Source organism: Agromyces sp. G08B096 (genome assembly GCF_040267705.1).
Lineage (GTDB): Bacteria > Actinomycetota > Actinomycetes > Actinomycetales > Microbacteriaceae > Agromyces.
In genome coordinates, this window is the sequence record NZ_CP158374.1 from 3301665 (window position 1) to 3314116 (window position 12452).

At 71.4% G+C, this 12452-nt stretch carries 11 protein-coding genes; 8 read left to right on the top strand and 3 right to left on the bottom strand.

Annotated elements, in window-relative coordinates; translation table 11 throughout:
• Positions 1–5 precede the first annotated feature (5 nt).
• Entirely contained in the window at positions 6–1421 is a 1416-nt protein-coding gene (locus ABIQ69_RS15825) for an MFS transporter (protein ID WP_350350037.1), read from the top strand.
• On the opposite strand, the gene gdhA is transcribed toward ABIQ69_RS15825, so the two are convergent.
• From gdhA to ABIQ69_RS15840, 3 genes are read right to left on the bottom strand one after another with little or no spacing between them, the layout of a single operon-like run.
• Positions 1414–2775, bottom strand: coding sequence for an NADP-specific glutamate dehydrogenase (gdhA, locus tag ABIQ69_RS15830; RefSeq protein ID WP_350348084.1), 1362 nt, complete (start codon positions 2773–2775; stop codon positions 1414–1416). The genes ABIQ69_RS15825 and gdhA overlap by 8 nt on opposite strands.
• Positions 2776–2805: 30 nt before the next feature.
• The gene (locus ABIQ69_RS15835; protein ID WP_350348085.1) at positions 2806–3897 is read right to left on the bottom strand and encodes a LacI family DNA-binding transcriptional regulator; all 1092 of its coding nucleotides are present in this window, start codon (positions 3895–3897) and stop codon (positions 2806–2808) included.
• A 45-nt stretch (positions 3898–3942) separates the two neighbouring features.
• Positions 3943–4971 carry a LacI family DNA-binding transcriptional regulator gene (locus tag ABIQ69_RS15840; protein WP_350348086.1) on the bottom strand — a complete coding sequence of 343 codons (1029 nt, stop codon included), beginning with the start codon at positions 4969–4971 and terminating at the stop codon, positions 3943–3945.
• Between the two features lie 166 nt (positions 4972–5137).
• On the opposite strand from ABIQ69_RS15840, the gene ABIQ69_RS15845 reads away from it, so the two are divergent.
• From ABIQ69_RS15845 to ABIQ69_RS15875, 7 genes are all read left to right on the top strand, one after another.
• Positions 5138–6628: a sugar ABC transporter ATP-binding protein gene (locus tag ABIQ69_RS15845; RefSeq protein ID WP_350350038.1), complete on the top strand. Its 1491-nt coding sequence runs from the start codon at positions 5138–5140 to the stop codon at positions 6626–6628.
• Positions 6629–6699: 71 nt separating this feature from the next.
• The gene (locus ABIQ69_RS15850; RefSeq protein WP_350350039.1) at positions 6700–7671 is read left to right on the top strand and encodes an ABC transporter permease; all 972 of its coding nucleotides are present in this window, start codon (positions 6700–6702) and stop codon (positions 7669–7671) included.
• Positions 7671–8720 (top strand): ABC transporter permease, encoded by a 1050-nt coding sequence (locus tag ABIQ69_RS15855; protein ID WP_350348087.1) that lies wholly within the window; start codon positions 7671–7673, stop codon positions 8718–8720. The genes ABIQ69_RS15850 and ABIQ69_RS15855 overlap by 1 nt, the downstream gene beginning before the upstream one ends.
• 65 nt (positions 8721–8785) lie before the next feature.
• Complete coding sequence (gene rhaS / locus ABIQ69_RS15860; protein ID WP_350348088.1) at positions 8786–9817, top strand: rhamnose ABC transporter substrate-binding protein; 1032 nt, start codon at positions 8786–8788, stop codon at positions 9815–9817.
• Between the two features lie 214 nt (positions 9818–10031).
• Positions 10032–10400, top strand: a complete 369-nt coding sequence (locus ABIQ69_RS15865) for an L-rhamnose mutarotase (RefSeq protein ID WP_350348089.1) — start codon at positions 10032–10034, stop codon at positions 10398–10400.
• A 38-nt stretch (positions 10401–10438) separates the two neighbouring features.
• Positions 10439–11605 (top strand): L-rhamnose isomerase, encoded by a 1167-nt coding sequence (gene rhaI / locus ABIQ69_RS15870; RefSeq protein WP_350348090.1) that lies wholly within the window; start codon positions 10439–10441, stop codon positions 11603–11605.
• 10 nt (positions 11606–11615) lie between these two features.
• Complete coding sequence (locus ABIQ69_RS15875; protein ID WP_350348091.1) at positions 11616–12446, top strand: alpha/beta hydrolase fold domain-containing protein; 831 nt, start codon at positions 11616–11618, stop codon at positions 12444–12446.
• The last annotated feature ends 6 nt before the right edge of the window (positions 12447–12452 follow it).

Below are 12452 nucleotides of genomic sequence, written 5' to 3' on the forward strand. Positions count from 1 at the left end.
CATCCATGTTCCGCTCCCTCCGCCACGCCGACTACCGCATCTGGTTCGTCGGCGCGCTCGTGTCGAACGTCGGCGCGTGGATGCAGTCGACCGCACAGAACTGGGTCGTGCTCACCGAGCTGAGCGCCAACGACGCGCTCGCCGTGGGGCTCACCATGGCCCTGCAGTTCGGCCCCCAGCTGCTGCTCGTCCCGGTCACCGGACTCATCGCCGACCGGTTCGACCGTCGCAAGATCCTCCTCGTCACGCAGGGCGCGATGATGGCCCTCGGCCTGGCCCTCGGTCTCCTGCTGCTCGGCCACGCCGAGCTCTGGCACCTCTACGTCTTCGCCGGCCTCCTCGGCATCGTGAACGCCGTCGACACCCCGGCGCGCCAGACCTTCGTCGCCGACCTCGTCGCGGGCGCCGACATGTCGAACGCGGTCGCCCTGAACTCCGCCTCCTTCAACGCCGCCCGCATGATCGGCCCAGCCCTCGCTGGCCTCGCGATCGTGGTCGTCGGGTCGGGCTGGGTGTTCATCGTGAACGCCGTGACGTTCCTCGCCGTGATCGGGGCACTGCTCCTGCTGCTCCGCCGGCCGATGCGGCGGATGGCCCGCGCGCCGCGCGAGCGCGGGGCGTTCGTCGCGGGCTTCCGCTATGTGCTCGGCCGCCCCGACCTGGTGGTCGTCTTCGTGATGGTGTTCCTCATCGGCGCCTTCGGCATGAACTTCCCGATCTTCTCCTCGACGATGGCGGTCGAGTTCGGTCGCGGCGCCGGCGAGTACGGCGTGCTGAACTCGATCCTGGCGATCGGCTCGCTGACCGGGGCACTGCTGGCAGCGCGACGCGACCGCGCCCGGATGCGGGTGATCATCCTCGCGACCGCGGCGTTCGGGGTCGCCGCGCTCATCTCGTCGGTCATGCCCGTGTACTGGTGGTTCGCCGCGTCGACGATCCTCATCGGCTTCACCGCCGTGACGATCCTCACCACCGCGAACGGCTACGTGCAGACCACGACCGACCCGCTGCTCCGCGGCCGGGTCATGGCGATCTACATGGCGATCCTGTCGGGCGGCACGCCCGTCGGCGCCCCCATCGTCGGCGCGGTCGCGAACTCGTGGGGCCCGCGCTGGGCCCTCGGCATCGCGGCGATCGCGGCCGGCGTCGCGGCCCTCATCGGGCTCGGCTGGCTGGTCGTCGCGCGCGGCATGCGGCTACGCCGCCACCCCGAGCGGCGCTGGGCGCCCGCGATCAGCTTCACGGATGCCCCGACCGCGGCGATCGCCGTCGTGCCGACGATGCCCGTGGCCGTGCAGGGCGCGTCGGCGCCGGTCGTGGACACGCTGATGGCGCAGGAGGCTGAGGCCGCCGACGCCGAGGAGCGCGAGGCACGCCGCGTGCCCGTGCCTGCGCGTGGCGAGGCTGCCGCCGTCAGATGACGCCGAGGGCGAGCATCGCATCGGCCACCCGGGTGAAGCCGGCGATGTTCGCTCCGACGACGTAGTCGCCCGGGGCGCCGTACTCGTCGGCCGTCTCCGCGCAGCGTTCGTGGATGTCGCGCATGATGCCCGCGAGCCGCTCCTCGGTGTACTCGAAGCTCCAGGAGTCGCGCGAGGCGTTCTGCTGCATCTCGAGCGCGCTCGTGGCGACTCCGCCCGCGTTGGCCGCCTTGCCCGGCCCGAAGAGCACGCCCGCGTCGCGGAACACGCGGATACCGCCGGGCGTGGTCGGCATATTCGCCCCCTCGGCGACCGCCACGACGCCGGCGCGGACGAGCGCTGCGGCGGCGTGGGCGTCGAGCTCGTTCTGGGTCGCGCACGGCAGGGCGACGTCGACGGCGTGGTCGTCGGCGATCGACCAGACCGAGGCATCCGCCCGGAACTCGGCGCGTCCGCCGCGCTCGGTGACGTACTCCTCGATGCGGCCGCGGCGGACCTCCTTGATCTCGCGGAGCAGGTCGAGGTCGATCCCGTCGGGGTCGTGGATCGAGCCGCTGGAGTCGGAGGCGCCGATGACGACGCCGCCCTGCGCCTGGACCTGCTCGATGGCGTAGATCGCGACGTTGCCCGACCCCGACACCAGCACGCGGGCGCCGTCGAACGAGCGGCCGCGGGTGGCGAGCAGGTGCTGCGTGAAGAACACGACGCCGTACCCCGTCGCCTCGGTGCGCACGAGCGAGCCGCCCCACGTGATGCCCTTGCCGGTCAGCACACCCGACTCGTACCGGTTCGTGAGCCGCTTGTACTGGCCGAAGAGGTAGCCGATCTCGCGGCGCCCCACGCCGATGTCGCCCGCCGGCACGTCGGTGTACTCGCCGATGTGCCGATGCGCCTCGGTCATGAACGACTGGCAGAAGCGCATGACCTCGGCGTCGCTGCGGCCCTTCGGGTCGAAGTCGCTGCCGCCCTTGCCGCCGCCGATGGGCAGGCCCGTGAGCGCGTTCTTGAAGATCTGCTCGAAGCCGAGGAACTTCACGGTGCCGAGCAGCACGCTCGGGTGGAAGCGCAGCCCGCCCTTGTACGGGCCGAGCGCCGAGTTGAACTGCACCCGGAACCCGCGATTGATCTGCACCCGGCCGCGGTCGTCGGTCCACGGCACGCGGAAGATGAGCTGCCGCTCGGGCTCGCAGAGCCGCTCGAGGATGGAGGCCTCGGCGTACTCGGGATGCTTCTGCAGCACGCGGTCGAGCGAGTCGAACACCTCGCGGACGGCCTGGTGGAACTCCGACTCGCCGGGGTTGCGGGCAAGGGTCTGGGCGAAGAGCCGCTCGATCGCGGGGTGGTTCTCGGACATCCCGACGACCCTACCCGCCTCCCGGGCGGCTCAGCGTCGTGTGACGGGCGCCGTCGACTCGCGGACCACGAGCTCGGGCTGGAACACGACCTGGTCGCGGAGCGCGGCGGCATCCTGCTCCGTCTCGGCGGGGGCCTGACCGGCGGGGGCCTGACCGGCGGGGGCCTGACCGGCGGGGGCCTGACCGGCGGCGGCCTCCTTCAGCAGCAGGTCCACGGCGGTGTACCCGATGAGCGCGGCCGGCTGGCGGATGGAGGAGAGCGGCACCACGGCGGCCGCCGCGAAGTCGATGTCGTCGTAGCCGATCAGCGCGATGTCGTCGGGGACGCGCACGGTGCCCAGCATGACGAGGGCCTGCAGCACACCCATCGCGAGCAGGTCGTTGGCAGCGAAGACCGCGTCGGGCCGGTCGCCGGGCGCGCGGTCGCGGATCGCCTCGCCGGCGGTGCGGCCCTGCAGGACCGTGAGCGACTCGGTCGGCACGACCTCGAGGGTCGCGCCCGGTTGCGCCTCCACCGCGCGGCGTGCGCCGGCGAGGCGGTCGGCGACCTGGCGGATGCCCGCGGGCCCGCCGACGAAGGCGATGCGGCGCCGGCCCGTCTCCAGCAGGTGCCGGACGGCGAGCTCGCCGCCGACGACGTCGTCGACCGCGACCGACGAGAAGCTCCGGTCGGCGGCCTCGCGGTCGACGAGCACGACGGGCGTGCCGCGCGTGCGCAGACGCTGCAGTCGGGGCAGGTCGTCGGCGAGGGGCGAAATGAGCAGCCCGTGCACGCGCTGCTCCTCGAACAGGTCGAGGTAGCTCGCCTCGCGGTCGGCGTTCTCGTCGCTGTTGCCGAGGAGGATCGTGAGGCCGTCCTCGGCGGCGCGGTCCTCGGCGCCGCGCGCGATGTCGGTGAAGAACGGGTTCCGCACATCGAGCACCACGAGGCCGATGGAGCGGCTGCGGCCGGCGCGCAGCTGCCTGGCGGCGTCGTTGCGCACGAACCCCAGCTGCTCGATCGCCGCCAGCACGCGCTCGACGGTGGCGGGCGCGACCTTGTCGGGCCGGTTCAGCACGTTCGAGACGGTGCCCACGGAGACGGATGCCGCGGCGGCGACATCCCGCACGCTCACTGCCATTCGCACCTCCACTGCCTCGTCATGATGGCAGATCCGCGGCCGGGTTCAGCCGGCGCGCGCCGGGCGCGGCGGATCGGTCGAGCGTCGGACGACGAGCTCGGGCTGGAACACGGTCTGCCGCGGGATGAGCTCGGGATCCGCGGTCTCCTCGAGGAGGATGCGCAGCGCGGTGCGGCCGATCATGGCGCTCGGCTGGCGCATCGACGACAGCGGCACGGCGGCGGCCGAGGCGAACGAGATGTCGTCGAAGCCGATGATGGCGATCTCGTCGGGCACGAGCATGCGCCCGTCGACCACGAGCGACTGCAGTAGCCCGAGGGCGATGAGGTCGTTCGCGGCGAAGAGCGCGTCGGGCCAGAGGCGTCTGGGGCGCTCGAGGATGCGTGCGCCTGCGGCGACGCCCTCCTCGACCGTCATCCCGGCGGTGGCGACGACCTCGATCTCGACGGGGACCGCCGCGTTCTCGGCCGCGACCCGCGCCCCGGCGAGCCGATCGGTCACCTGCCGGATGTCGAACGGGCCGCCGACGAACGCGATGCGCCGCCGCCCGGTCGCGAGCAGATGCTCGACGGCCATTCGGCCGCCGGCGACGCTGTCGACCGACACGGAGCTGAACCGGCTGCTGCCGCCGAACCGGTCGACGAGGACCGCCGGGATGCCCCGCTCGCGCAACCGCTCGAGCCGGGGCTGGATGTCGCCGTACGGCGCGATGAGCACGCCCCGCACCTGCTGTTCCTCGAAGAGGTCGAGGTAGAGCCGCTGGCGGGCGAGGTCTTCGTCGGTGTTGCCGTAGAGGATCGCGATGTTGTGCCGGGACGCCTCGTCCTCCGCGCCCCGGACGACGTCGTTGAAGAACGGGTTCTGTCCGTTCAGCACGACGAAGCCGACGGTGGTGCTGACGCCGGCGCGGAGCTTCCTGGCCGCGTCGTTCCGGACATAGCCGAGCGCCTCGATCGCCCGCTGCACCCGCGCGACCGATTCGGCGGAGACCTCGTCGGGGCGGTTCAGCACGTTTGACACCGTGCCGACCGACACCCCGGCGTGCTGCGCCACATCGCGGATGCTCGCTGGCAAATCGGGCTCCTCGTCGTCGATCGGGCCGGGCCGGTCGCGACTTGACCGGGTCCTGCGGTGTCTTTAGAGTAGCGATGAATCGCTCCTGAATCGATTCATCCCGAATTCACCTCGATGAGGAGGAACGCCCGTGCAGTCGGACACGCCGCAGCACCCGGCACCGCCCATGCTGGAGCTCACCCGGGTGGTGAAATCGTTCGGCGCGGTCGTCGCCCTGCGCTCGGGAAGCCTCACGCTCGAACGCGGATCCATCCACGCGCTCGTCGGCGAGAACGGCGCGGGCAAGTCGACGCTCGTGAAGATCGTCGCCGGGCTCTACCGCCGCGACGCCGGCGACTTCCGCCTGAACGGCGAAGACGTCGACTTCACCTCGACCGCCCAGTCGAAGGCCGCCGGCATCGCCGTGATCTACCAGGAGCCCACGCTCTTCCCCGACCTCACCGTCACCGAGAACGTGTTCATGGGCCGCCAGCCCGTCAACCGCTTCGGGCGCATCGACCGCAAGGCCATGCGCACCGAGGTGGAATCGCTCTTCCGACGGCTCGGCGTGCGCATCGATCCCGATCGACCCGCCGAGGGCCTCTCGATCGCCGACCAGCAGGTCATCGAGATCGCCAAGGCGGTCTCGCTCGACGCCCGCGTGCTCATCATGGACGAGCCGACCGCCGCGCTCTCGGGCGTCGAGGTCGAGCGCCTCTTCCAGATCGCCAGGAGCCTCCGCGACGAGGGCCGGGCGCTGCTGTTCATCTCGCACCGCTTCGACGAGGTCTTCGCCCTCTGCGACACGGTCACGGTCATGCGCGACGGCGCCTACATCAGCACCATGCCCATCGCCGAGACCACGGTCGACGAGCTCGTGCGCCAGATGGTCGGCCGCGACGTGACCGAGCTCTTCCCGAAGCAGGAGGCCGAGATCGGTGCACCGCTGCTGGAAGTCGAGGGCCTGACCAGCGCCGGCGTCTTCCACGACATCGACTTCACGGTGCGCGCGGGCGAGATCGTCGGGCTCGCCGGCCTCGTCGGCGCCGGCCGCAGCGAGGTGGCGCGCGCCGTGTTCGGCGTCGACGGATACGACTCGGGCTCCGTGCGACTGGACGGCACCCAGCTGCCCAAACGCAACCCGAGCGCGGCGATGCGTCAGGGCCTCGCGCTCGTGCCGGAGGACCGGCGGCGGCAGGGACTCGTGCTCGAGTCATCCGTCGCTCGCAACGTCACCCTCGCGATCCGCGATCAGCTCGCCCGCGCCGGTCTCATCACGTCGGGCGTCGAGAACCGCGCCGCCCGGGTGTGGGCGAGCCGGCTCGAGGTGAAGACGACGGCGCTCAGCACCATCGCCGGCACCCTCTCCGGCGGGAACCAGCAGAAGGTCGTGCTCGGCAAGTGGCTCGCCACCGAGCCGAGGGTGCTCATCATCGACGAGCCCACGCGCGGCATCGACGTGGGCACGAAAGCCGAAGTCCACCGGCTGCTCTCCGAGCTCGCCGGCCGCGGGATGGGCATCCTCATGATCTCTTCGGAGCTGCCGGAGGTGCTCGGCATGGCCGACCGCGTGCTGGTCATGCACGAGGGCCGCATCACGGCCGAGCTCGACCGCGCCGAGGCCACCAGCGAGCGGGTCATGTTCGCCGCCACCCACGCGACGGGAGCACACCAGTGACCGCCACCACGCCCCGGGCCCCCGAGAGTCCCCGGACGCCGACCGCCGACGTCACGAGGCGGCTCCGGACCATCGGCGCGGCACGCGAGCTCGGCATCCTGCTCGCCCTCGTCCTCGTGGTGGTCGCCGCCACGATCGCGAACCCGAACTTCCTCTTCTCCGCCGACGGCTGGCGCGACCTGCTGCTGACGCCGTCGATCCTCGTGCTCGTCGCCGTCGGCCAGGCGATCGTGCTCATCACGCGAAACGTCGACCTGTCGGTCGGCTCGGTGCTCGGCCTCTCGGCCTACCTCACCGGCCGCCTGTTCATCGACCTGCAGGGCATCCCGATCGTCGCGGTCTTCGTCATCGTCATCGTGTTCGGCGCCCTCCTCGGGCTGGTGAACGGCGCCCTCGTGGCGTTCGCCAAGGTGCCCGCGATGGTGATCACCCTCGGCACGCTCTACGCCTACCGCGGCATCAACGTGCTGTGGGCCGGCAGCGACCGGGTGAACGCGTCCGACCTGCCCCGAGACTTCCTCGCGCTCGGCACCGGTCAGGTCCTCGGCATCCCGATCCTCGCGCTCATCGCCCTGGTCGTGCTCGTGGTCGCGGCCTGGCTGCTGAAGAACACCCGCGGCGGCCGCGAGTTCTACGCCATCGGCTCCGACCCCGCCGCGGCGGAGCTGTACGGCCTCCGGGTCACCCGGCGCCTGCTCACCGCGTTCGTCCTCTCCGGGGCGCTGGCGGGGCTCGCGGGGGTGCTGTACGCGGCCCGCTACGGCACCATCAGCTCGCAGGCCGGATCCGGCTGGGAGCTCGACGCCGTGGGCGCGGCCGTCATCGGCGGCGTCGCCATCACCGGCGGCGTCGGCTCGGTGTGGGGCGCCGCGATCGGCGCGGTGCTGCTGCTCACGATCAACCGGGCGCTGCCGATCCTCGGCATCCCCGACTTCTGGCAGCGCGCCGTCGTCGGCGCGCTCATCATCGGCGCGATCGTGCTCGACCGCGTGCTCGCGGTGCGCCAGAAACGCCGGCTCCTCGAGGCCAGGGAGGACGACTGATGACCACGACCACCACGCCGGCCGTGCGCACGTACCGCGACTTCGACCGCCCGCTCTGGCAGCGCCTGCTCCTCACCCGCGAGATGGCGATCGTGGGCCTGCTCATCGCCGTCGCCGTCGTCGCGTCGCTGACGGTGCGCGGGTTCGGGCAGCCGATCACCGTCACCTACCTCATCCTCGACGTCGCCCCCATCCTGCTCATCGCCCTGCCGATGACGCTCGTGATGATCACGGGCGGGATCGACCTGTCGGTGGCCAGCGTCGTCGGCCTCTCGAGCGTGCTCACCGGCGTGCTCACCCAGGGCGGCGTGCCGTTCGAGCTCGCGGCGGTCATCGCCCTGGTCGTCGGCGCCGCGGCCGGCGCCGTGAACGGTTTCCTCGTGACCGTGGTCGGCCTGCCCTCGCTCGCGGTCACCATCGGCACGCTCGCCCTCTACCGCGGCCTCGCGGTGGGCCTGCTCGGCACGACGGCGGTCACCGACTTCCCCGAGTTCTGGACCGACCTCGCGACCTCCCGCCTTCCCGGCACCAACCTGCCGAGCGTGATCGTGCTCTTCCTGGTGCTGCTCGCGGTGTTCACGGTGCTGCTGCACTTCACCCCGTTCGGCCGGGGGATCTACGCCATCGGCCTCGCGAGCGAGGCCGCGCGGTTCTCGGGCGTCAAGGTCGAGCGCACGAAGTTCGTGCTGTTCGTGCTCGCGGGGCTGGTCTCGGCGCTCGCCGGCATCTACTACACGCTGCGCTTCGGCAGTGCGCGGGGCGACAACGCCACGGGCATGGAGCTGCAGGTCATCGCGGCCGTGGTGCTCGGCGGCGTGTCGGTCTTCGGCGGTCGAGGCGCGCTGCACGGCGTCGTCGCGGGTGTCCTGCTCATCGGCATCCTCGCGAGCGCCCTGCGACTTGCGAACGTCACCTCCGATGTCATCAACATCATCACCGGGGCCCTGCTGGTGCTCTCGGTGGTGACCTCCAGCTTCCTGGCGTGGCTGCAGCAGCGCCGCAGGTCACCAGGAGGAACACCGCGCGTCGAGGCCTCCACAGCAGGGTGACCCGGGCCGCGCGAACCGTCGATGCGATCACCCATCGACCACATCCACTGAAGGGAAGAACAACGATGTTTCAGAAGAAGGGCCGGGCCGGCGCGTTCGCCGCGCTCGCGGTGGGCCTCGCGCTCGTCGCCACGGGCTGCGCCGCCGGCGACGGCGGCTCGGGCGGCGGCGACGGCGGCAGCGGCAACCTCTCCATCACCTTCCTGCCGAAGAACCTGGGCAACCCGTACTTCGACACCTCGTCGGCCGGCGCACAGGAGGCCATCGAGGAGTTCGACGGCACCTTCGCCGAGGTCGGGCCCGCCGAGGCGACGCCCGACGCGCAGGTGAGCTACATCAACACGCTCACCCAGCAGGGCGTCGGTGCGATCGCCGTGTCGGCGAACGACCCCGAGGCGATCTGCGACGCGCTGAACGAGGCGCGCGACAACGGCGTGAAGGTCGTCACGTTCGACTCCGACACGAACCCCGAGTGCCGCGACCTCTTCGTGAACCAGGCCGACGCCGAGGGCATCGCGAAGGTGCAGGTCGACCTCATCGCCGAGCAGATCGGCGGCGCGGGCGAAATCGCCATCCTCTCGGCCTCGGCGAACGCGACCAACCAGAACGCGTGGATCGAGCTCATGGAGGAGTACCTCGCGAGCGACTACCCTGACATCACGCTGGTGGAGACGGTCTACGGCGACGACGACGACCAGACCTCGTTCGACAAGACCGCGGCGCTGCTGCAGACGCACCCGAACCTGAAGGGCATCATCTCGCCCACGACGGTCGGCATCGCCGCGGCGGCCCGCTACCTGTCGACGTCGGAGTACCAGGGCAAGGTCGCGCTGACGGGCCTCGGCACTCCGAACCAGATGCGCGAGTACGTGGAGGACGGCACCGTCACCGCGTTCGCCCTGTGGAACCCGGCCGACCTCGGCTACCTCGCGGCGTACGCCTCGAAGGCGCTCATCGAGGGCGAGATCACCGGTGAAGAGGGCGACACGTTCGACGCGGGCAAGCTCGGCGAGTACGAGGTGGGCGCCGACGGCGTGGTGCTCCTCGGCGACCCGTTCGTGTTCGATGCGGACAACATCGGCGACTTCGACTTCTGATCGAGGCTCGCTCGTGACGGGGGTCGGCGCACAGGCCGGCCCCCGTCGCGCATTCCCGGCGACCGCTTCCGGATCGGCGTCGGAGATGAGAGGGTGAACCCGGCGGAAAGCGCATTCCAGGTTGCGCCGCCGCTTCGGGTCGCCTATCTTTGAAACGATTCATACCAGGCGGATGCTCCGCCGCCACGATCTCGACGAAACGGAGGGCTCGACGATGAGCCAGCGCACCACCCCGCAGCGCGTGTGCTTCCAGCTGCAGGTCGATCCCGCCCGCCTCGACGAGTACCGCGAGCGTCACGCCGCCGTCTGGCCCGACATGCTGTGGGCCATCGAGGCATCCGGCCGGCGCAACTACTCCCTCTTCCTCCGCGAGGACGGCCTGCTCATCGGCTACTACGAGACCGACGACGACGAGGCATCCCAGCGCGCCCTCGAGGCGGACCCGCGCACCGCCGCCTGGGAGGCCGACATGGCCGGTTTCTTCGTCGCCCTCGACGGCGCCCGGCCCGACCAGGGCGCCCCACGACTCACCGAGGTGTTCCACCTCGAAGACCAGCTCGACGCGCTCGGCGATGCGCGCTGACGAGGCATCCATCACTCCACACAGAAAGCGATCGAGACGTGACCAACCTCACCCCTGAGATCCAGGACCAGCTCGCCGCGCAGGCGATCGAGCTGCCCAGCTGGGCGTTCGGCAACTCGGGCACCCGCTTCAAGGTCTTCGCGACCCCCGGCACCCCGCGCGACCCCTACGAGAAGATCGCGGATGCCGCGCAGGTGCACGAGTACACGCGCCTCGCACCGACCGTGGCGCTGCACATCCCGTGGGACAAGGTCGACTCCTACGACGACCTGCGGAAGCACGCCGAAGACCACGGCGTCGCGCTCGGCACCATCAACTCGAACACCTTCCAGGACGACGACTACAAGTTCGGCGCCCTCACCCACGAAGACGCCGCGGTTCGCCGCAAGGCGATCGACCACCACTTCGAGTGCATCGACATCATGCACGCGACGGGGTCGCGCGACCTCAAGATCTGGCTCGCCGAAGGCTCGAACTACCCGGGCCAGGCCGACCTGCGCGGCCGACAGGACCGCCTGCACGAGTCGCTGCAGGAGATCTACGCGCGCCTCGGCGACGACCAGCGCCTCGTGCTCGAGTACAAGTTCTTCGAGCCGGCGTTCTACCACACGGATGTCCCCGACTGGGGCACGAGCTACGCCCAGGTCGCCGCGCTCGGCGAGAAGGCCATGGTGTGCCTCGACACCGGCCACCACGCGCCGGGCACGAACATCGAGTTCATCGTCATGCAGCTGCTGCGCCTCGGCAAGCTCGGCTCGTTCGACTTCAACTCGCGCTTCTACGCCGACGACGACCTCATCGTGGGCGCGGCCGACCCGTTCCAGCTGTTCCGCATCATCTTCGAGGTGATCCGCGGCGGCGGGCTGAACCACCCCGACGTCGCGTTCATGCTCGACCAGTGCCACAACGTCGAGGACAAGGTCCCCGGCCAGATCCGGTCGGTGCTGAACGTGCAGGAGATGACGGCGCGAGCGCTGCTCGTCGACACCGAGGCCCTCCGCGCAGCCCAGGTCTCGGGCGACGTCCTCGAGGCGAACCGGATCTTCATGGACGCCTTCTACACCGACGTGCGCCCGGCCCTCGCCGAGTGGCGGGAGTCGCGCGGCCTTCCCGCCGACCCGATGCGCGCGTTCGCCGAGTCGGGCTACCTCGCGAAGATCGCCGAGGAGCGGGTCGGCGGCGTGCAGGCCGGCTGGGGCGCGTAGGAGCGAGCGGATGACGCAGCACCAGCCGTATGCGGCCGCCGACGGACTCGTGCGGGTCTACCCCGCCGGCGCGCCCGGCGGCGCCGGGCTCGTCTGGGCCCACGGCGGCGGGTTCGTCGCGGGTGACCTCGACATGCCGGAGGCCGACTGGGTCGCGCGCAGCTTCGCGGCCCGAGGCATCCCCGTCGTCTCGATCGACTACCGGCTCGTCGCGGGCGGCCGCGATGTCTACCCGGCCGCCTCCGACGACGTGCTCGCGGCGTGGAGCTGGGCGGTGTCGGCGGCGCCCGGGCTCGGCATCGATCCCGACCGGCTGGTCGTCGGCGGCGCGAGCGCCGGGGCGAACCTCGTGACGGGCGCGGTGCTGCGGCTCCTTGCCGGCGAGGTCCCCGGCCTCCCAACACCCGCCGCGGTGTTCCTCGCCTACCCGACGCTGCTCGCCGTGCAGCCCGACCCCGATCCGGCGCTCCGCGCCGCGCTCGACGCGAACCCCGAGGCCGACCGCTTCGCGCCCGGCCGGGTGCGGGAGATGTACGAGACCTACCTCGGCGGCCCCGTCGAGCACCCTCCGCTGCCGGCCGTCCCGGGCCTCGCCCGGCCCGCCGACCTGGCCGGGTTCCCACCCGCTCTGATGGTCAACGACGACGTCGACGAGCTCCGCGTCTCCGGCGAGGCGTTCGGCGCGACGCTCGCGGCCGCCGGCGTCGCCGTCGAGGTCGTCACCGAGCCGGGCACCGAGCACGGCCATCTGAACCGGCCTGACGAGCCCGCGGCATCCGCCACCGTCGACCGCGTCGTCGCGTGGCTCGCCCGCGTCGCCGCCCCGCAGCCCACCACCTGATCCAGA

Bases quoted from the DNA above. Each gene is read 5' to 3' on its own strand.
- ABIQ69_RS15825 (WP_350350037.1), top strand. From the start codon at position 6: ATGTTCCGCTCCCTCCGCCACGCCGACTACCGCATCTGGTTCGTCGGC.
- gdhA (WP_350348084.1), bottom strand. From the start codon at position 2,775: ATGTCCGAGAACCACCCCGCGATCGAGCGGCTCTTCGCCCAGACCCTT.
- ABIQ69_RS15835 (WP_350348085.1), bottom strand. From the start codon at position 3,897: ATGGCAGTGAGCGTGCGGGATGTCGCCGCCGCGGCATCCGTCTCCGTG.
- ABIQ69_RS15845 (WP_350350038.1), top strand. From the start codon at position 5,138: ATGCTGGAGCTCACCCGGGTGGTGAAATCGTTCGGCGCGGTCGTCGCC.
- ABIQ69_RS15855 (WP_350348087.1), top strand. From the start codon at position 7,671: ATGACCACGACCACCACGCCGGCCGTGCGCACGTACCGCGACTTCGAC.
- rhaS (WP_350348088.1), top strand. From the start codon at position 8,786: ATGTTTCAGAAGAAGGGCCGGGCCGGCGCGTTCGCCGCGCTCGCGGTG.
- ABIQ69_RS15865 (WP_350348089.1), top strand. From the start codon at position 10,032: ATGAGCCAGCGCACCACCCCGCAGCGCGTGTGCTTCCAGCTGCAGGTC.
- ABIQ69_RS15875 (WP_350348091.1), top strand. From the start codon at position 11,616: ATGACGCAGCACCAGCCGTATGCGGCCGCCGACGGACTCGTGCGGGTC.